This is a genomic window from Curtobacterium sp. PvP017 (assembly GCF_054060195.1).
Genome location: NZ_JBSSCY010000005.1, coordinates 75929 through 94090, shown reverse-complemented (window position 1 = coordinate 94090; position 18162 = coordinate 75929). Strand labels below are relative to the sequence as shown.

Below are 18162 nucleotides of genomic sequence, written 5' to 3'. Positions count from 1 at the left end.
CCTTCCAGGGTCGGGGCGTTGTCGCAGGTCAGGGCGTGGTCGCGGGGTGCGCGACGCGGATGGTGGTGGAGTCGAGGTCGGCGGGCACGTCCACGCAGCGGTCGATGCCACGGGCGGCGAGCATCTCGGTGTCGCCGAGTCGGGAACGGAGGACGACCTGCGGACCGCGACCGTCCGGTTCCGCCGACGCGACGGCGAGCCAGGCGGCGGCGAACCGGCCTCCGGGGGCGCAGTCGGCACGCATCCCGTGCCGGTCCGAGCCGTCGGGCAGCACGTCGTCGAGCACGAGCGCGGTGGCCGGCGGCGCAGCAGCGGCGGCGGCGCCTGACCGTGCGACGGCGGCGAAGGCCTCCCCCGCCGGCTTGACGCGGCCGTCGTTGGTGAAGAGCCCGAGGTCGTACTCGAGCTCCGGGAAGTCGGCGAGCGACCGGGCGACGTCGTGCGAGCACCACCACGTGACACCGAGCACCTGCTGCGCCCCGAGCACGTGCCGGATGGTCTGCTCGGTGAACGAGGCGGCGTCCTCCGGGGCGATGACGTTGGTGGGCGCTCCCACTTCTTGCAGCCAGTTCGGCCGTGCTGGGTCGCGGTTCCAGGCGGCGGCGAGCTGGAGCAGGTACTCACCGTGCCGCACCGATCCCGGTCCGAGTGCGCCGTGCAGCGCTGCCGAGCCGTTGAACACCCACGAGTGCGTGACGGTGGCGTCACCGTGGTCCGCCGCGTGCTCCGGACCGAAGGGCTGGGCGTCGTCGTACCACGCGGCGTCGTACTGCGCGACGGTGACCAGCGGCCGTGGACGCGACCCTGCGCCGGACGGCGCCGACGTGGCGGGGTCGAGCCGTGCCTCCAGGCCAGACCCGCCGGACGAACCGGCCGAATCGGCCGACAGCCCGTCACGCGCCGCCGCGACCATCGCCGCCGCCCACGCGTGGCCCTGCTCCGCCGTGATGTCGTGCGGCGCGGGGTGCGGCGCGTGCGCGAACTGGTTCACCTCGTTGCCGATGGTGATGCCGAGCAGGTTCGGCTTGTCCGCGACCGCTCGGGCGAGCGCCCGGACGTACGCCGCGGTCGACGCGACGACGTCCGGGTCGGTGAACATGTTCCGGCGGTGCCAGCTGTCCAGCCACGCGGGCACGAAGTCGAAGCTCGACAGGTGCCCCTGCAGGGCGTCGACGTTGACGTCGAGCCCGAACGAGCCGGCGATGTCGACGACCGTCGCGACGTCCTGTAGCGCCGAGGCCCGGATGAGCGTCCGGTTCGGCTGCACGACCGGCCAGAGCGGGAAGATCCGCACGTGGTCGGCGCCGAGCGAGGCGATCGCCTCGAGGTCCCTGGCGGTGTCCGACGGCGAGAAGTCGAGCCACGAGTGGAACCAGCCGACCGAGGGCGTGTAGTTGACCCCGAAGCGCATCAGCCCTTCACACCGCCCTCTTCGACGCCCTTGAAGAAGAAGCGCTGCAGGACGGCGAAGATCACGGCGATCGGGATGAACGCGATCATGGTGCCGGCGGCGATCATGCGCTGGTCGGTCGCGAACGTGCCCTGCAGGTACTGCAGCCCGACGGTCAGGGTGAGGTTCTCCGGCGACTGCAGCACGATGAGCGGCCACAGGAAGTCGTCCCACGCCCCGATGAACGAGAAGATCGCGATGACGGCGATCGTCCCCTGCACGGCGGGCAGCGAGATGTACCGCAGCCGCTGCATCGCGTTCGCGCCGTCCATCACGGCGGCCTGGTCGATCTCCTCCGGGATCTGCCGGAACGCGTTGAACATGAGCAGCACGTTGAGCGCGGCGATCATCCCGGGCAGGGCGACACCGACGAGGTTGTCGGCGAGGCCGAGGTCCTTGACGGTGACGAACTGCGAGATGATCGTCGCCTCGCCGGGCAGGACGAGCGTGGCGAGGAACAGCCCGAGGACGAGCTTGCGGTGCCGCCACTGCAGCCGCGCCAGGGCGAAGCCGGCGAGCGTCGCGAAGACGATGTTGCCGAACACGTCGATCGCGGCGACGAGCAGCGAGTTGCCGATGTACCGCCAGACCGGGATCGCGGCGGCCACCTTGAGGTAGTTCTCGAAGGTCGGCTCGGTCGGGATGAAGGACGGGTTCGCGGTGTAGATGTCCTCGCCGGCGCCCTTGAGCGATGTGGACAGCTGCCACAGGAACGGGCCGATCGTGATGAAGAGCACCACGATGAGCAGGACGTAGCGCAGCACTTTCTCGCGGGTGGACATGACGCCCCAGACCGCGCGACGGCGCTTGCGTCCGTCTCGTCCGTCTCGTCCGTTCGGTCGGGAGGCCCGTCCCGCGTCCGTCGCGCCGGTCACGTCCGGCGTCGGGCTGGCTGCACCGCGCGCCCCGCCCAGTGCGGGTTCGGTGGTCGTCGTGTTCGTCACTTGTCCGCCTTGCTGTTCATCCGCGCGAGGGCGAGCATCGGGATGAGCGTCACGACGAAGAGCAGGAGGCTCAGGGCGGACGCGTACCCGAGGTTGCCGGTGAAACCGCGGGCGTACTGCTGGATGAGCATGACGAGCGAGTTGTCCTGCCCGCCGGGTCCACCGGTGCCGTTGGTGAGGATGTAGAGCTCGCTGAACACCCGGAGCGCGGAGACGCACACCAGGATCCCGACGAGCGTCATGGTGCCGCGGACCCCCGGCATGGTGACCGACCAGAACCGTCGCACCGATCCGGCGCCGTCGAGGGCGGCCGCTTCGTGCAAGTCCTTGCCGACGTTCCCGAGGGCCGCGAGGAAGATGATCATGTAGTAGCCGAGGCCCTTCCAGACCGTCAGGCTGATGGCGCTGAGGAGCAGCAGCCACCGGTCGGTCAGGAACGGGACGCTGCCCTGCACGACGCCGAGCGCCTGCGCCATCTCGTTGATGACGCCGCGGTCGTCGAGGATCCAGGTCCAGATGAGCCCGACGACCACGGCCGAGGCGATGACGGGCGTGTAGAACGCCGTGCGGAAGAACGCGATCCCCGGGAGCTTCTGCTGGACGAGCACCGCGATGAGCAGCGGCAGCACGGTCAGCAGGGGCAGGCAGATCGCCATGTAGATGACGCTGTTGAGCAGCGCCTCCCACACCTGCGGATCGGCCAGCAGGGTCTCGAAGTTCGCAAGGCCCACCCACTGGCTCACGCCCCCCAGCGGGCTGGCGTTCGTGAACGACAGCCGGACGGTGTTGATCGACGGCCAGAGGCTGAACGCGACGAGCCAGACGAGGGCCGGCAGGACGAGCAGCCAGGGCGTGAACCAGCGGTTGGCGCGCATCAGCCGTTGGCCAGCAGGCTGTTCATCTTGGTCTGCGCCGTCTGCAGTGCCTGCTCCGGCGCGACCTGGCCCTTCATCGCGAGGGCGATCTGCTGGTCGAGGAAGTCCGTCATCGCGGAGTTCGCCTCGACCGGGTTGATCACCTTCGCGGTCTTCAGGGCCTCGTTCGCCAGGACACGGGCCTCACCGTTGACGGTGCCGTCGTCCTTCGAGAAGTACGGGTCGGACTGCGACGACGTGGTCGACGGGAAGATGTTGACCTCGTGGGCGAACGCCTCCTGGTTCTTCGCGTTCGTCATGAACTTCGCGAACGCCTCAGCCGTGGCGAGGTGCTTCGACTTCGCCGACACCGACAGCCCCTGCACGTACAGCGGCGGGGTGTCGAGTGCGGGGCTGACGGTGACCTTGCCCTTGAGCGACGGGTTGTTCTTCTCGAAGTCGGCGAGCGAGGTGGCGCCGCCGGTGGTCCACGCGACCTTCTGCTGCGTGAACAGCGTCGAGTTGCCGAGGTAGTCGCTGTTCAGCACGTTCGAGGGCATGTAGCCGTCCTGGTACGCGTCCTTGTACCGCTCGATCAGGTCGGCGGCCTTCGACGAGTCGGCGAAGGTGAACTTCGTGCCGTCCGCGTTGAGGACCTTCACGCCGGCCAGGGTGAAGTCGCCGAGGCCGGGCTTGCGGCTCATCAGGTAGTCGGTCGGGCAGTTCTCGTGCATGGTCTTCGCCTGCGTGAACAGCTCGTCGGTGGTCTTCGGCGGGTTCTTCGCATCGAGGCCGCACTTCGCGAACATCGTCGCGTTCCAGTAGTCGACGTCGGTGTTGAGGTACCAGGGGTACCCGAACGTGCCGTCCACGCCCTTGTACTCGTACGAGTCCAGCGCACCGGCGACGTAGGTGCTCGCGAGCTCGGTGTCGCCCTTCGCGACGTCCTGCAGGAACCCGCGCTTGGCGAGCGGCAGGGCGATGTCCGGCGGCAGGTTGATGACGTCGGGCAACGAGTTCGACGACGCCTGGCTGAGCACCTTGTCGGCGTAGCCGTCGCCCGGCTGGTCCTGCAGCTTCACCTTCGCGTCCGGGTGGGCCTTCTCGAAGTCGGCGATCACCCCGTTCAGGTAGTCCGTGTACGTCGGCGTGAGCGCCCACGTCTGCAGCGTGATCGACCCGCTGATCTCCCCGCCGCCGTTGTCGGCCGCGGTGCTGCCGCCCGAGCAGCCGGTCAGGACGAGCGCCGTGGCGGCAGCTCCTGCGAGCAGCGCCGCAGCACGGCTCCTCGTCGCACGTGTGGTGGTCCTCATGGCGTCTGACTCCCTCGTCATCCTGCTTCGTCAGCGTGCTGAACCGGTTCAGTTCCTGTCCCTGAACCCGCTTGTGGCAGTGACTATGAAGGACTAAAACGCTATAGTCAAGCCCATGGCCGCGAACCGTCGAACGACGATCTCCGACATCGCCGCGCGTGCCGGCGTGTCCGTCAGCGCGGTCTCGTTCGCCCTGAACGACCGCCCCGGCGTGTCCGACGAGACCCGTGCTCGCGTGCGCGCGATCGCCCGCGAACTCGACTGGCAACCGCACACCGCAGCCCGCGCACTCGGCGGCGCCAAGGCCGGCTCGATCGGCTTCGTGCTGAACCGGCCGGCCCGCACCCTCGGCACCGAGTCGTTCTTCGGCGACCTGATCTCCGGCATCCAGCTCGGACTCGCCGGCACCCACGTCGGGATGAACCTGCTCGTGGCGCGCGACGCCGCCGAGGAACTCGAGACCTACCGGGCGTGGTGGCGTGGGCACCGCGTCGACGGGGTGGTCGTCATCGACCCGCGGCGCGACGACGACCGGTTGACCCTGCTCGCCGAACTCGGCATGCCCACGGTCGTCGTCGGGTCCCACCCCTCGCCCGAGGGCTCCGCGCCGAGCGTGTGGATCGACGACGGCGACGCGACCGACACGGTCCTGCGGTACCTGCACGCGCTCGGGCACCGGCGGATCGCGCACGTCGCCGGGCGCCCCGAGTTCGAGCACACCGCCATGCGGATCGGACGCGTCCGGGCGTTCGCCGCGGCCGAGGGGCTCGCCGACGCGGTGTCGATCCCGACCGACTACTCGGCCGAGGCCGGTGCGAGTGCGACCCGCACGCTGCTGTCCCGCAGCAGCCGACCGACGGCGATCGTCTACGACAACGACGTCCTGGCGGTCGCCGGGCTCGGGGTCGCGAGCGAGATGGGCGTCGCCGTGCCGACCGACGTCTCGATCGTGTCGTTCGACGACTCAGCGATGATCCAGCTGGTCCGGCCGTCCATCACCTCGCTGACCCGCGACACCGTTGAGCTCGGGCAGCGGGCGGCGACGCTCCTGCGCGCACAGATCGACGCCGACGCGCCGCTGCCGTCACGCCCCGGGCCACCGCTGACACTGAGCGTCCGGGAGTCGACGGCGCGCGCCGGGTCCTGAGACGCCGCACCGTCGCTCCGCCGCGACACGCCCAGCGGGCGTCCGACCGAGGTCCACGGCACGCGGCGGACTTGACTCCCGTTCGAACACACGTTCGAATACCGTCGTGGGACGGCGTCGCGAGAACCGGTGGCAGCCCCCGGAACACCCGGAGGTCGAACGTCCGCGCGCCTACTCGCTGTCCGAGGACGCCCGCGGGCCCGACGTCTGCCACGCCGTCACCCCCGTGCCGGTCTGGGCGTGGATCCAGTTCCCGACCTTCCACGTCCGGGTGAAGGCCTTCGCGAAGAGCTGGACCCGTGACGCCGTCATGGTCGAGTGGGCGCAGTTCGGACAGCAGGCGGACGCGTGGGTGTGGCGGTCGGCCGTGAAGCACCGCACCCTGCGTGCCGACCAGGCGGAACGCGCGATGCGGAGTCCGCAGAACGCAGCGCGTTGACTTCCGGTCGCACCCCGAGGATGGTTTAGCGAACACCGGTTCGGCAAGTAACTCACTGATCGAGGCATTCGTTCGAGTGCCGCTCCGGAACGAGGAGGCACCATGAAGAACACCGCGGTGCCGTCCTGGGTCGCCCACGTGCTCACCCCGCCCGAGGTCATCAGCGCCTACGTCGAGGCCCGGGTCAACGACCCCGCTCTGCTGTCGGGCGAGCACACGGAACCCACGTACGCCGACTTCCTCGGCGACGAGTAGACGGTCGTTCAGCGGCGTCGGCGGCGCGCCGAGAGCGTGACGCCGACGCTCGCAGCGGTGACGCACACCAGCGCCACCGTCTCCAGCACCGACAGCCCCTCACTGAGCACCACGAGGCCGGCCAGCGCCGCGATCGCCGGGCCGAGGCTCTGCAGGACGCCGAACACCCGCGTCGGCATCCGCCGCAACGCCGCCATCTCGAGGGCGTAGGGCAGCACGCTCGACAACACCGCGACCGCGCCGAAGACCAGCAGGAGCACGGGTTCGCGGACCACGCCGTCCACCGCGGACGGGAGCCCGAACGGCAGCGACACGAGCATCGCGACCACCATCGACACCACCAGGCCGTCGACCCCGGGGATCGCCGCGCCGACGTGCCGGTTCATCACGATGTAGCCCGCCCAGCACGCCGCCGCGAGCACGGCCCAGACGACCCCGCCGACCTCGGTCACGGCGCTCGGGCCGACCCCGAGCAGCACGACGCCGGCGAGCGCCAGGACAGCCCAGAGCGCGTCCCGCCAGCGTCGGGTGTGCACGAGGGACAGGGCGAGCGGGCCGAGGAACTCGATCGTCACCGCGACCCCGATCGGGATGCTCGCGAACGCCAGGTAGATGAAGACGTTCATCCCACCGAGCGCCAGCCCGAGACCGACGGCGCCGACCCACTGCGCGCGGGTCCAGTGCCGGACGCGGGGACGGACGACCAGGGCGAGCACCACCGCGCCGATGACGAGCCGGAGCGCCGCGGCCCCGACCGCGCCGACGTCGTCGAAGTGGGTCTTCGCGATCGCGGCGCCGAGCTGGACGGACACCATCGCGGTGAGGGCGAGCAGCGGAGCCGGGACCCGATCGGTGCCGCGGGCCTGGTTCATCCGCGCGCCCGGGTCATCCGAGGTAGGCGAGCACGGCGAGGACGCGGCGGTGGTCCTCGCCGGTGTCCTCGAGCGCGAGCTTGCCGAAGATGCTCGAGACGTGCTTCTCGACGGCGCCGGTGCCGATGACGAGCGCGCGGGCGATGGCTGCGTTCGTGCGCCCCTCGGCCATCAGGCCGAGCACGTCGCGTTCACGAGGGGTGAGCGCGGCGAGGGGGTCGCGCCGACGGCTCATCAACTGCGTGACGACCTCGGGGTCGAGCACGGTGCCGCCGGCCGCGATCCGGCGCACGGCGTCGTCGATTTCCTCGAGCCGGGTGACGCGGTCCTTGAGCAGGTAGCCGATGCCCGTCGCGCCGGCGGCGAGGACGTCTTCGGCGTAGGTGGCCTCGACGTACTGCGAGAGCAGGAGCACGCCGGTGCGCGGGGCGATCCGGCGGGTCTCGACGGCCGCGCGGACGCCTTCGTCGGTGAAGGTCGGCGGCATCCGGACGTCCATGACCACGACGTCGGGAGCGCCGTCGGGCAGCGTCGCGAGGAACGCGCGGGCGTCGGCGTACTGCCCGATGACGTCGATGCCGGCTTCGTCGAGCACGCGGGCCAAGCCCTCGCGCAGCAGGACGGCGTCGTCGACGACGACGGCCCGGATGCGTGCTGCATCCGGGCCGTCTGTCATGCCGACCAGCCTAGTGGGAGCGCGGGCGCTCCCGTGGGGTCACGACCGCGGGTTCGCCGTCGTGGGGACGCCGTTCAGGGCACCGAGCGGGATCCGGGCCGTGGCCTCGGTGGGTCCGCCCTCGGGGCTCGCGACGACCAGGTCGCCGTCGAGCGCGCGCATCCGGCCGATCAGGCCCTCGATGCCGTGGCCCTGCTGGGGTCGGGCGCCACCACGGCCGTCGTCGGTGACGCTGACGGTCAGGTACCAGAGCCCGGAGGCGTCGACCACGAGCCCGAGGTACACCCCGGCGGTCGTCGCACCGGCGTGCTTCATGGTGTTCGTCAGGAGCTCGCTCACCGTGAAGTACACGTTGCGCTGGATCTCCGTCGCGAGCTCGAGGCCCTCGGGCAGACGGACGTCGAGGCCGACCGGGATCGGGGTGCGGGCGACGAGCGCCTCGAGGGCCGCCACGAGCCCGCGGTCGAGCAGGATCGGCGGGGCGAACCCGCGGGACAGCGCACGCAGTTCGTCGAGGGCGTCCTGCGCGTGCTCCGATGCCTCGCCGATCAGCTGCTTCGCCTTCTGCGGGTCCTTGTCGAACGCGCGCTCGGCGGCGGACAGGTCCATCCGGAGCCGCACCAGGCGCTGCTGGGGGCCGTCGTGCAGGTCGCGCTCGATCTGGCGCAGGGCCTGTCCCTCGGCGGTCACCGCACCGGCACGGGATGCCTGCAGTCCGGCGACGCGCTGCTCGAGCTGCTCCGCACGGAACCCGCCGAGCAGGCCGAAGTCCACCCAGTAGTGCGCGATGACCGAGCCGCGGGCCCACAGCGGGAACAGCACGACCGAGGCCGCCATCGACAGCAGCCCGAGGAACCCGATGCCCGTGGCGAACCCGATGCCGTCCGGGAAGTACCCGGACCGGACGTTGTTGAGCAGGAACAACCCGCCGACGGCGATCGGCCAGAGGAACCCAGCGAGCAGGATCGCTCCGGCGCCGACGGTCACCAGGGCGACGAGCGGGTACACGACCGCTGCGTGCAGCAGGTAGAGCCAGTAGTGCGGGTTGGCGACCGCGGACCCCGTGCGGGTCCACCAGTTCTGCTGCCAGCGGGGCGTCCAGTCCACCGGCCGGATCGGACGCCGGTCTGCCCATCCGATGCGGAGCTTCTCGAACTGTCCGAGCCACCGCGCCACGAACAGCGCGATGAAGAACATCAGCAGCACGAACGGGTTGAACAGGTCGCGGAACCCGCCACCGAAGATCGCTGCGGGGAACGCGACGTACAGGGTGCACAGCAGCACGGCCGTCAGGGCCATGTAGCCGAAGTCGCGCGGCAGGCGCTTCCAGGACTCGCGGTAGAACGCACCGGCGGTCATGCCGGAACCCGGACCGCGGCCGTGGCCACCGACGGGTGCCGATCCGTTCGGCGGGGTCGCGCCCCACGACGCCGGCGGCGTCTGCTGGTCGTGCTGTCGTGGGTACTGCGGCATCGGCTTGGTGGCTCCAGGTGGGACGGAGTCGCCCAGCGGGACGGTCTGGGCCTGGTCGGGCGAGGGCGTGACGTCGTCCAGCGGGACGGTTCGCGCCTGGTCGAGGCGGTCGGTGTCGGTCATGACTCCAGCCTCGCGATCACGGGGCCGTTCCCCCATCCTGCCCCCTCCCCACCCCGGGTGGGGTTATCCCCCCTCTCCACAGATCGCCCGAGGTCGATCGTCGCGGGACGGCCCGCCGGACATGCTCTTGGCGATGGGCGACGCACTCCGAGCACTGATCGACGCCGTCGGCCTCGAGGTCGGCTCCGGCCAGGAGATCCGTTCGGACGACGACCTCTGGACGCTCGATCCCGATCCGGGCGGCACGCATGCCTGGGTCGCGTCCCTGCGCCGGCCGGTCTGGGTCCGTCACGACGACACGCTCGTGTTCGTCGAGGCGGGTGGAGCCGCACTGGTCGAGCAGCACCCGACGATGTCGATCGGCTCCGACCCTGAACGGCACGGCCCGCCTCGTACTGCTTCTTCGTACGACTTCCCGCACGAGGCCCTGTTCGCCGACACCGGCGTCGTCGTCGGATCCGCGTCGCTCGGGCCACTCGCTGCCGAGGCCCTCGCGCTCCCGCCGATCGCCACCACGCAGCCCGCGGGCTTCCCGTCGGCGGACGTCGTGCTGGCGCTGCGTCACGTCGGTCACCTCGACGGCGGCCGGTGGCACGGCGTGCAGCAGGATGCGCTCGCGCGACTCGTGGTCACGACCGTGCTCCACGACAACCCACCACCCTTGCTGCGCGACAACAGTCTGGCGAGGGTCCTCGACCGGCTCTTCGAACCGGCGGGCGGACACTCGACCGCGGACCTGCTCGACGGCGTCCGCATGTCTACGCGCACCCTCGAGCGTCGGTGCTTGGAGACAACGGGCTGCACGCCGGCCCAGCTCGGGCGGTGGTTCCGGAGCCTCGGTGTCCGGAGTGCACTCACCCGGGGTGACCGTCCCGCCGAGGTCGCTGCACGCTTCGGCTTCAGCACCACCGCCTCCATGCGGCGCGCGCTGCAGCGGGTCCACGCACCGGACACCGACATCCCTCGGCCGATCTGACGGTTCTGGTTCACGGATCCCGCGGTTCGCGAACCAGGACCGTCAGCGGCCCGGCCAGAACGTGCTTTCCCTGCCGTACTGGGTGCGCGTAGTGTGCGGGCATGCAGAACATCACGGGGGTTCGGGTGGTCTCGGCCGCGGCAGTCGTCGCAGCGGTCGTGTTCGGGGCGCGCGGACTGGTGGGGACGATCTGGCTCGCGTCGTGGGACCTGCCGAACGGGCTGCTCCTCGTCGCCACGGCGCTCGCCGGGCTGGCAGCTGCGGTCGTGCTCGTCGCAGCGGTGCGCGCTCGGGACCGCCGGGCGCTCGCGTTCGCGGTGTCGGTCCTGGCGTTCGCGCTCCTGTGGCCGGCGCCGGGCTGGGCCACCGAAGTGCTCCTCGTGGTCGCGCAGGGCGCACTCGTGGCGTTCGGCGTGCTGACCGTCCGGAACGAGGACAGCGTGCAGCGGGCCTTCGGCTGGGTCGTCACCGTGGCGGCGTCCCTGTGGTTCGTCGCGGCGCTCCTGTCGAACACGGTGCTGATCCTGGCGACCCCACAGGAGGCGCTGGGCATCGTGCTGGCCGTCCCGGGGCTGCTGCAGACCGTGGCGTACCTGGCGGCGACGGTGCTCGTCGCCGTCCCGCTCCTGCGTCCGGTCGGTCGGGGCGCGAACGCCCTGTGGGTCTCAGCCGAGGTGCGCTGACGCCACACGGACGCCGACCCCGCAGCTGCGCTGACCCCGCAGCGGCGCCGAGCCTGCGAGTGCCCCTCAGCCGACCCGTGCCGCCAGGCGCTCGGATCGGCGGACGGCCTGCTCGGCCGGGTCGGGTACCGGCGCGGCCTGGATGAGCCGGCGCGTGTAGGGGTCCTGCGGCGACCGGAGGATGGCGTCGCGGGTCCCCTGCTCGGCGACCTTCCCGCCGTGCAGCACGACGACCCGGTCGCACAGCGTGTCGACCACGGCCAGGTCGTGCGTGACGAACAGGCACGCGAAGCCCAGGCGCTCCTGCAGTTCCCGGAAGACGTCGAGCACCCGCGCCTGCACCGAGACGTCGAGGGCACTCGTCGGCTCGTCGGCGATGAGCAGTGCGGGGTCGAGCGCGACCGCGCGGGCGATCGCGACGCGCTGCCGTTGCCCGCCGGAGAGCTCGTGCGGGAAGCGCTCGCGGTACCCGCCGTCCAGGCCGACGTCGGCGAGCAGCCGGTCCACCCGTTCGTCGATCTGCGCCGACGGCAGGCGCAGGACCTGCCGGAGCGGCTCGGCGACGGTCTGTCCGACCGTGTACCGCGGGTTGAGCGACCGGAGCGGGTTCTGGAAGACCACACCGACGTGTCGCCGCATCTCGCGACGAGCTGCTCGCCGGGCGACCGCCACGTCGGTGCCCTCGACGACGACCGATCCGGACGTGATCGGTGCGAGTCCCACGGCGGCGCGGCCGATGGTGGTCTTGCCGCTGCCGGACTCCCCCACGAGTCCGACGATCTCACCGCGACCGACCGTGAAGGACACGTCGTCGACCGCGCGGAACCGCCCGCGCAGCGCACCGCCGTACTCGACCACGAGGTGCCGGACGTCGAGGACGACCGAGGGGGCCTCCGAGACGGGGTCGACCCGGGCCTCCTGGCCGGACCCGGTGCCCATGCGTGGGACCGCAGCGAGCAGGTCGCGGGTGTAGTCGGCGGACGGCGCGGCGAAGACCGCGGCGACGGTGCCCGTCTCGACGACGCGACCGCGGCGCATGACGACCACGCGGTCGGCGATGTCGGCGACGACGCCCATGTCGTGGGTGATGAGGAGGATCGCGGTGCCGGTGCGTTCCCGCAGCGCACGCAGGACGTCGAGCACCTCGGCCTGCACCGTGACGTCGAGTGCGGTCGTCGGCTCGTCGGCGATGAGCAGGTCGGGGTCGGCGGCGAGCGCCATCGCGATCATCACGCGCTGCGCCTGTCCGCCGGAGAGCTCGTGCGGGTACTGGCCGAGCCGGCGTTCGGGCTCCGGCACCTCGACGGCGCGCAGGAGTTCGAGCGATCGTTCGCGGACGGCGGCGCGGTCGTGCGAGGCGTCGGCGCGGCGGACGGCCTCGGCCAGCTGGAACCCGACCGTGAACACCGGGTTGAGCGCGGCCGACGGGTCCTGGAAGACCATCGACACGCTGCGGCCGCGGACCCCGCGCAGGGTGCGCTCGTCGGAGCCGATGACCTCGAGGTCGCCGAGCCGGATGCTGCCGGAGGCGCGCGCGCCGTCGGGGGCTATCCCCATCGCCGTCATCGCGGTCATGCTCTTGCCCGACCCGGACTCCCCGACGACGGCGACGACCTCGCCGCGGCCGACGGTGAACGAGGCGTCGTCGACCGCGCGGACCTCGGCGCCGTCGACGTCGAAGGTCACGGACAGGTGGTCGACGGTCAGGACGTCGGTCATGGGGTCTCCGAACGGTCGGTGTGGTCGCGGGCGGCCTTGAACGCCTCCCACTCCTCGAGCATCTTGCGGTGGTACCCCTGCAGCCACTGCATGTAGTCGCGGCCGTTGAGCAGGCGCTCGCGGACCTCGGCGTCGACGTCGCCCTCGCCGGTGCGGCCCGCGGCCTCGACGACGGTGAGTCCGCGGCCGATGATGTCGCGCTGCCGGTCGAGGTACTTCCGCTCGCTCGCGAGCCAGGAACCCCAGACGTCCGCCTCGGCGCGGAAGTAGTGGCTGCGTTCGCCGGCGACGATGTGGCGCTTCACGAACCCGGAGTCGACGAGCCGTCGCGTGGCCATCGACACCGAGCCCGAGCTGGCGCCGAGGGCGTCCTGCAGGTCGGCGGAGGACGAGTGCGGCGCGCGGGTCATCATGAGGTAGCCGAGCACGCGGGCGTCGGTGAGGGGCATGCCGGCACCGTCGTTGAGCATCAGGGCGAACTCCTCGACGAACGCCTGCCGCTCGGGTTCGAGCACGACGTCGTCGTGCCCGACACCGTCCTCCCGACCGTCGACGCCGCTCACGGTGCCAGCCCCGCCGCGACCTCGGGCGACTCGGTCGGGATCGTCCACGGTTCCTCGGTCATGCCGCCACCGGCGCGGATCGACCGGACGGTACCGTCGGCGTCGCGCGTGAAGGTGATGTCCTCGTCGATCGAACCGAAGCGGTTGCCGTGCGTCATCCGGAGCCTGTCCGCGTCGACGACCTCGAGCCGGGTGGGGGTGTCGAGCGGTTCGGGTCCGGACGGGTCGACCTCGACGAGCCGGTCGCCGATGCGGGCGATGTCGCTGACGCCCCACGGGTTGGCGAAACGGCCGGTGTACGCAGCGGTGTCGACGTCGTCGGGCACGGGGGTGCCGGGTGCGGACGCGTCCGCCGCGGCGTCGAGCATCTGCACGACGGCGGTGGCGATGAGGGTGGCGGGTCCGGCGGCAGCGCTCGTCAGCACGGAGACGACGAGGCCCGATGCCGGGTCGAACAGCGACTGCGTGATGTGCCCGGGGAACCCGCCGGAGTGGCCGCGGACCTCACGGCCTCCGATGCGGTCGACGATGAAGCCGGCGCCGTACCCGCGGGCGGCCGGGTCGTCGGTGGCGCTCCAGGCCTTGCGCTGTGCGAGCCGCTTCGAGTGGTCGTCGAGCAGGCTGCCGTGCCCGATGACGTGCTGCGAGAAGTACCTGACCAGGTCGGAGGCGGTGCCGTGGAACCCGGTGGCGGCGGCCATCGCGCGGGTGTCCACGTGGTCGATGCGCTGCCGGCGCCGCGCGGTGTGGAACCCGGTGTACCCGACCACGAAGTCGTCGGCGCGGGTGGGGTCCCAGTCCGGGCCGGTGTTGCGGAGTCCCAGGGGTTCGGTGATCGACTCGCGGACGAAGTCGTTGTAGGACCGGCCGGAGACCGCGGCGATGACGAGTCCGAGCAGGGAGTAGCCGAGGTTCGAGTAGTTGAAGGACGACCCGGTGGGGACCTTCTGACCGCGGTCGAGCACGAGTGCCAGCAGCTCCTGCTCGTCGGGGAACGGCCGCAGGAGCGACCAGTAGTCGCCGTCGTGGCCGTCGCGGATGACCCCGGCGCCCATCTCCATGAGCTCCCGGATCGTGGCGTCGGCGAGCGGGGAGCCGCCGTCGACCAGAGCGGGGATGTACGTGCCGACGGTGTCGTCGAGCCGGAGTGACCCGCGCTCGGCGAGCTGGAGCAGGGCCGTCGCGGTGAAGGTCTTCGAGTGCGAGGCGATGCGGAACAGGTCGGTGGTGGTCAGGCGACGCCCGGCCTCGACGTCGGCGTAGCCCCAGGCCTCGTCGAACAGCACCTCGCCGCCGAACCCGATGGCGACCTGCACGCCGGGCACCCGCAGCTGCCAGACCTTGTACGACACCCACTCGTGGATGTAGGGCAGGGTCTTCCGGTACGCGGAGAGGGTGTCGGTCACGGTGGTCCTTTCGAGAACGGTTCTGCAGCGAGTCTGGCGTGTCAGCGCCGACGCGGGTCGAGCGCGGCACGCAGCGTGTCGCCGAGCGCGATGACGGAGAGCACGGTGACGGCGAGGAACGTCGCCGGTGCGATGAGCATGTGCGGGGCGCGGAGGAACTGCGAGGTCGCGGCGGAGAGCTGCAGTCCCCACGAGATCGCGGGGCTCTCGAGCCCGATGCCGAGGTAGGTCAGTGACGACTCGGACACGATGACGCCGCCGACGGTGATCGTCGCGAGCACGAGCAGCGGCGAGATCGACGACGGCAGGACGTACCGGGTGGTGATCCGCCAGGTGGACAACCCCATCGTGCGGGCGGCGAGCACGAACTCGGCGTTCCGCACGCTGCGAACGCTCGACCGCACGAGCCGGGCCATCGTCGGCCACCCGAACAGTGCGAGCACGAGCGACACGGTGAGCACCGAGCGCTCCCCCACGCTGTTGAGCACCACGACGGCGCCGAGCAGGAACGGGAAGCCGAGGAACACGTCGGTCAGGCGGGCGAGCACGGCGTCGACCCAACCGCCGACCATGCCCGCGATCGTCCCGACGACGACGGCGACCATGCCGGCGAGCACGGTGGTGAGCACCGCGACGGCGATCGACGACCGGGTGCCGTACACGACGTTGGCGTACACGTCGCAGCCCTGCAGGTCGAAGCCGAACGGGTGTCCGCCGGTCGGCGAGGCGCCGCTCTGCCCGAGGTCGCACACCCGGGGGTCGCCGTGGCCGAACAGTCCGGCGAACAGCTGCGGGAACGACGCGACGAGCAGCACGACGACCAGGACCGAGGCGGGCACCCAGAAGCCGGGAGTCCGGGCCGCGGCCAGCAGGGGCCGGCGGCGACCGCCGACGACGGGTTCGACGGTGGCGCTGAGCGCTGAGGTGGTCATGCGGCTGCTCCGGTCCGGACGCGTGGGTCGAGGGCGGCGTGCAGCAGGTCGACGAGCACGCTCGTGACGAGGAACACCAGGATGAGCGCGGTCGAGATGCCGACGACGACCGCGCCTTCGTGCGACCGGATGCCCTGGAACAGCAGGTTGCCGACGCCGGGCAGGTTGAAGATGCCCTCGATGATCACGGTGCCGCCCATCAGGTACCCGAGGTCGGTCGCCAGGTAGGTGGCGGTGGGGATGAGCGAGTTCCGCATCACGTGCACGCCGACGATCCGACCGGGCGCGAGCCCCTTGGCCCGTGCGGTGCGGACGTAGTCGGCGTCGAGCGTCTCGATCATCGAGGTGCGGGTGAGCCGGGACACCGCGGCGAGGCCGAACAGCGCGATGACGAACGCCGGCAGGATGTACGCCGTCGGCCAGCCCGCGGTGACGCCGGCGACCGGGAACCAGTGCAGCCGCACCGAGAACACCAGCTGCAAGGCGACCCCGAGGACGAACACGGGGATCGCGCCGACGACGATGGTGCCGACCAGGACCGTCTTGTCGAGGGCGGTGCCGCGCTTCAGGGCGGAGAGCACCCCGAGCCCGATGCCCAGCACGATCTCGAGGGCCCAGGCGGTGAGCGCCAGGGTGATCGTGACGGGCCACCGCGAGGCCATCTGCTCGCCGACGGACTGCCCGTTGAAGTCGGTGCCGAAGTCGCCGCGGAACAGCCCGCCGAGGTACTGCACGTACTGCAGCCAGAGCGGCTGGTCCAGGTGGTACTCGGCGCGGAGCGTGCGGACGACCGCGTCGCTGAGCGGACGCTCGCCGCCGAGCGCCTTGATCGGGTCGCCGGGCAGCGCGAAGGTCATCGCGTAGATGAGGAACGTCACCCCGAGGAACACGATGGCCAGGCCGCCGAGCCGGCGACCGACGGCGAGCGTCGGACGCATCACGCGCCTCCCGACACGGCCGCCGACACCGGACGGGAGGCGCGGGTCGGGTCCGCCACGTGCGCCGCGCAGGCGAGGATCGCCCCGTACTGCACCCCCACCAGTTTCCGCACCGGGATCGGCTGGGCGTCCGTGGACGCGTCCGCCTGCCAGCGCGCGTACCGCTCCACCAGGCGGTCGCACAGGCGCCGGAGCGGCGCGGACGCCGTGCCGGCGGTGGTCTCCGCCTCGACCGCACGGAGCAGCATGCCGCCGTAGCGCAGTCGGAAGCAGCGGACCAGGTCCTCGCAGCCGAAACGCTCCGCGACCGTGGCCATCCGCTCGGCCGGCTCGCGGTCGGCGCGACGGCGGTCGGTGTCGGCCGTGCTGACGAGCATCGGCACGAAGGCGCGCGACGCCTCGAGGAACGGCGACTCGATCGACAGCATCGGCGACGCCTCGTCGAGGAGCTGCTGGAGTTCCTCCCCCGAGGCACCGAGCTCGGCGGAGCAGCGCCGGAGCAGGTCGGCGTACGACTCGTCGGTCGGGGTCTGGTCGTCGGCGTCCGGGTGGCTCCAGTAAGGCAGTTCGGCGACCATGCACAGCGCCCCGTGCCGCATCGCCCATGCCGCGCTCGACGCCCCGTGGATGTGCTCGCCCGGGTCGACCCCGAGTCCTTCGAGGTAGTCGTACGCGGTCTCGATCCCGTCCATCGCGAACACCGCGGGGGCGAGTTCGCGCAGGAACGGCGACTCGGGCTCCCCGGTGTCGAGCGGCAGCCCGAGCGCGGCCGGTACCGCGTGCAGGGTGTCGACGACGTCGGGCAGGTCCTCGGACAGGTAGTAGTAGACCCCGCCCATCTCGCCGTTGTGCAGGCTCACGAGCAGGTCCGGCTCGGTGTCGTCGATGAGCCGCATGAACGCGAGCGTCTCGGGCAGCACCTGGTCGAAGTACACCGACCGGTAGCTGTTCGGGAACGTCCACTCCACCTGGCTGTCCGGGGCCGGGCGGTAGAAGTGCCGCGAGTAGAACACCCGGTCGTGCGGGTCGTGGAACCAGGCCTCGTTGAGCCGCATGCCGTCCGGGTCGATCGTCGGGACGATGTGCCAGGTGACGTCGAGCGCACGGGCCTCGTCGTCGGTGGTCATCGTCTCGGCGAGGTGCAGGGCCGTCCACGAGCCGATCGGTTCGTTCGGGTGCACGCCGCCGACCACGACGGCGGCGTGCGACCCGGTGCCGATCCGGTAGGAGTGCAGCGGTTCGCCGAGGCGGCTGGTGCCGATCCGGGTGACCGTGACCCGGTCCGGGTGCGCCGCGGCGAGTGCGTCGAACCGGGCGTGCAGGTCGTCGACGAGCGGGAAGCCGTCGCGGTCGGGGACCTCGGCCGCCAGGCGGAGGATGGTGCGCTGGTCCATGTGGT

Annotated in this window: 18 protein-coding genes; 5 read left to right on the top strand and 13 right to left on the bottom strand. The window is 71.4% G+C overall.

All coding sequences use genetic code 11. From position 1 onward, the window contains the following. Nucleotides 1-28 precede the first annotated feature (28 nt). Genes ACVKXF_RS11460 through ACVKXF_RS11445 form a run of 4 tightly spaced genes read right to left on the bottom strand, consistent with a single transcriptional unit; the run spans nt 29 to nt 4561 of the window. On the bottom strand, nt 29-1411 hold the full coding sequence (locus ACVKXF_RS11460) for a glycoside hydrolase 5 family protein (protein WP_456795780.1): 1383 nt from the start codon (nt 1409-1411) through the stop codon (nt 29-31). Continuing rightward, nucleotides 1411-2394, bottom strand: a complete 984-nt coding sequence (locus tag ACVKXF_RS11455) for a carbohydrate ABC transporter permease (RefSeq protein ID WP_456795779.1) — start codon at nt 2392-2394, stop codon at nt 1411-1413. Before ACVKXF_RS11455 ends, ACVKXF_RS11460 begins: the two co-directional genes overlap by 1 nt. Beyond that, nucleotides 2391-3269 carry a carbohydrate ABC transporter permease gene (locus ACVKXF_RS11450; RefSeq protein WP_123673340.1) on the bottom strand — a complete coding sequence of 293 codons (879 nt, stop codon included), beginning with the start codon at nt 3267-3269 and terminating at the stop codon, nt 2391-2393. Before ACVKXF_RS11450 ends, ACVKXF_RS11455 begins: the two co-directional genes overlap by 4 nt. Then, nucleotides 3269-4561, bottom strand: a complete 1293-nt coding sequence (locus ACVKXF_RS11445; protein ID WP_456795778.1) for an ABC transporter substrate-binding protein — start codon at nt 4559-4561, stop codon at nt 3269-3271. The genes ACVKXF_RS11450 and ACVKXF_RS11445 overlap by 1 nt, the downstream gene beginning before the upstream one ends. A gap of 115 nt (nt 4562-4676) precedes the next feature. Between ACVKXF_RS11445 and ACVKXF_RS11440 the strand changes: the two genes are divergently transcribed. From ACVKXF_RS11440 to ACVKXF_RS11430, 3 genes are all read left to right on the top strand, one after another. Then, a complete protein-coding gene (locus ACVKXF_RS11440) occupies nt 4677-5708 on the top strand; it encodes a LacI family DNA-binding transcriptional regulator (protein ID WP_456795777.1) in 1032 nt (343 codons plus the stop codon). Between the two features lie 106 nt (nt 5709-5814). After that, entirely contained in the window at nt 5815-6147 is a 333-nt protein-coding gene (locus tag ACVKXF_RS11435; RefSeq protein WP_123293983.1) for a hypothetical protein, read from the top strand. 102 nt (nt 6148-6249) lie between these two features. Continuing rightward, nucleotides 6250-6402: a hypothetical protein gene (locus ACVKXF_RS11430; RefSeq protein WP_159572741.1), complete on the top strand. Its 153-nt coding sequence runs from the start codon at nt 6250-6252 to the stop codon at nt 6400-6402. An 8-nt stretch (nt 6403-6410) separates the two neighbouring features. Here the strand turns inward: ACVKXF_RS11430 and ACVKXF_RS11425 are convergent, their stop codons facing one another. Genes ACVKXF_RS11425 through ACVKXF_RS11415 form a run of 3 tightly spaced genes read right to left on the bottom strand, consistent with a single transcriptional unit; the run spans nt 6411 to nt 9546 of the window. Continuing rightward, nucleotides 6411-7274: an EamA family transporter gene (locus ACVKXF_RS11425; RefSeq protein ID WP_456795776.1), complete on the bottom strand. Its 864-nt coding sequence runs from the start codon at nt 7272-7274 to the stop codon at nt 6411-6413. 13 nt (nt 7275-7287) lie between these two features. Next, nucleotides 7288-7950, bottom strand: a complete 663-nt coding sequence (locus ACVKXF_RS11420) for a response regulator transcription factor (protein ID WP_111084503.1) — start codon at nt 7948-7950, stop codon at nt 7288-7290. Between the two features lie 39 nt (nt 7951-7989). After that, nucleotides 7990-9546 carry a sensor histidine kinase gene (locus ACVKXF_RS11415; protein ID WP_340196147.1) on the bottom strand — a complete coding sequence of 519 codons (1557 nt, stop codon included), beginning with the start codon at nt 9544-9546 and terminating at the stop codon, nt 7990-7992. A 133-nt stretch (nt 9547-9679) separates the two neighbouring features. On the opposite strand from ACVKXF_RS11415, the gene ACVKXF_RS11410 reads away from it, so the two are divergent. Both ACVKXF_RS11410 and ACVKXF_RS11405 read left to right on the top strand, forming a co-directional pair. Beyond that, entirely contained in the window at nt 9680-10522 is an 843-nt protein-coding gene (locus tag ACVKXF_RS11410) for a helix-turn-helix domain-containing protein (protein WP_456795775.1), read from the top strand. 101 nt (nt 10523-10623) lie between these two features. After that, nucleotides 10624-11205 carry a hypothetical protein gene (locus tag ACVKXF_RS11405; RefSeq protein WP_456795774.1) on the top strand — a complete coding sequence of 194 codons (582 nt, stop codon included), beginning with the start codon at nt 10624-10626 and terminating at the stop codon, nt 11203-11205. A gap of 66 nt (nt 11206-11271) precedes the next feature. Here the strand turns inward: ACVKXF_RS11405 and ACVKXF_RS11400 are convergent, their stop codons facing one another. The 6 genes from ACVKXF_RS11400 to ACVKXF_RS11375 are packed head-to-tail and all read right to left on the bottom strand — an operon-like array spanning nt 11272 to nt 18157. Then, the gene (locus tag ACVKXF_RS11400; RefSeq protein ID WP_456795773.1) at nt 11272-12924 is read right to left on the bottom strand and encodes a dipeptide ABC transporter ATP-binding protein; all 1653 of its coding nucleotides are present in this window, start codon (nt 12922-12924) and stop codon (nt 11272-11274) included. Continuing rightward, on the bottom strand, nt 12921-13487 hold the full coding sequence (locus ACVKXF_RS11395; protein WP_123313646.1) for a GbsR/MarR family transcriptional regulator: 567 nt from the start codon (nt 13485-13487) through the stop codon (nt 12921-12923). The genes ACVKXF_RS11400 and ACVKXF_RS11395 overlap by 4 nt, the downstream gene beginning before the upstream one ends. Next, entirely contained in the window at nt 13484-14893 is a 1410-nt protein-coding gene (locus ACVKXF_RS11390; protein ID WP_456795772.1) for a serine hydrolase, read from the bottom strand. Before ACVKXF_RS11390 ends, ACVKXF_RS11395 begins: the two co-directional genes overlap by 4 nt. A gap of 41 nt (nt 14894-14934) precedes the next feature. Beyond that, complete coding sequence (locus ACVKXF_RS11385) at nt 14935-15825, bottom strand: ABC transporter permease (protein ID WP_123313444.1); 891 nt, start codon at nt 15823-15825, stop codon at nt 14935-14937. Continuing rightward, nucleotides 15822-16763, bottom strand: a complete 942-nt coding sequence (locus tag ACVKXF_RS11380) for an ABC transporter permease (RefSeq protein WP_123313443.1) — start codon at nt 16761-16763, stop codon at nt 15822-15824. Before ACVKXF_RS11380 ends, ACVKXF_RS11385 begins: the two co-directional genes overlap by 4 nt. Next, nucleotides 16763-18157: a M14 family zinc carboxypeptidase gene (locus ACVKXF_RS11375; RefSeq protein ID WP_456795771.1), complete on the bottom strand. Its 1395-nt coding sequence runs from the start codon at nt 18155-18157 to the stop codon at nt 16763-16765. The genes ACVKXF_RS11380 and ACVKXF_RS11375 overlap by 1 nt, the downstream gene beginning before the upstream one ends. Between the last annotated feature and the right edge of the window lie 5 nt (nt 18158-18162).

Coding starts and splice junctions, on each gene's coding strand:
- ACVKXF_RS11425 (WP_456795776.1), bottom strand. CDS start 7,274: ATGAACCAGGCCCGCGGCACCGATCGGGTCCCGGCTCCGCTGCTCGCC.
- ACVKXF_RS11460 (WP_456795780.1), bottom strand. CDS start 1,411: ATGCGCTTCGGGGTCAACTACACGCCCTCGGTCGGCTGGTTCCACTCG.
- ACVKXF_RS11420 (WP_111084503.1), bottom strand. CDS start 7,950: ATGACAGACGGCCCGGATGCAGCACGCATCCGGGCCGTCGTCGTCGAC.
- ACVKXF_RS11375 (WP_456795771.1), bottom strand. CDS start 18,157: ATGGACCAGCGCACCATCCTCCGCCTGGCGGCCGAGGTCCCCGACCGC.
- ACVKXF_RS11415 (WP_340196147.1), bottom strand. CDS start 9,546: ATGACCGACACCGACCGCCTCGACCAGGCGCGAACCGTCCCGCTGGAC.
- ACVKXF_RS11440 (WP_456795777.1), top strand. CDS start 4,677: ATGGCCGCGAACCGTCGAACGACGATCTCCGACATCGCCGCGCGTGCC.
- ACVKXF_RS11400 (WP_456795773.1), bottom strand. CDS start 12,924: ATGACCGACGTCCTGACCGTCGACCACCTGTCCGTGACCTTCGACGTC.
- ACVKXF_RS11380 (WP_123313443.1), bottom strand. CDS start 16,763: ATGCGTCCGACGCTCGCCGTCGGTCGCCGGCTCGGCGGCCTGGCCATC.
- ACVKXF_RS11410 (WP_456795775.1), top strand. CDS start 9,680: ATGGGCGACGCACTCCGAGCACTGATCGACGCCGTCGGCCTCGAGGTC.
- ACVKXF_RS11405 (WP_456795774.1), top strand. CDS start 10,624: ATGCAGAACATCACGGGGGTTCGGGTGGTCTCGGCCGCGGCAGTCGTC.
- ACVKXF_RS11450 (WP_123673340.1), bottom strand. CDS start 3,269: ATGCGCGCCAACCGCTGGTTCACGCCCTGGCTGCTCGTCCTGCCGGCC.
- ACVKXF_RS11430 (WP_159572741.1), top strand. CDS start 6,250: ATGAAGAACACCGCGGTGCCGTCCTGGGTCGCCCACGTGCTCACCCCG.
- ACVKXF_RS11385 (WP_123313444.1), bottom strand. CDS start 15,825: ATGACCACCTCAGCGCTCAGCGCCACCGTCGAACCCGTCGTCGGCGGT.
- ACVKXF_RS11445 (WP_456795778.1), bottom strand. CDS start 4,561: ATGAGGACCACCACACGTGCGACGAGGAGCCGTGCTGCGGCGCTGCTC.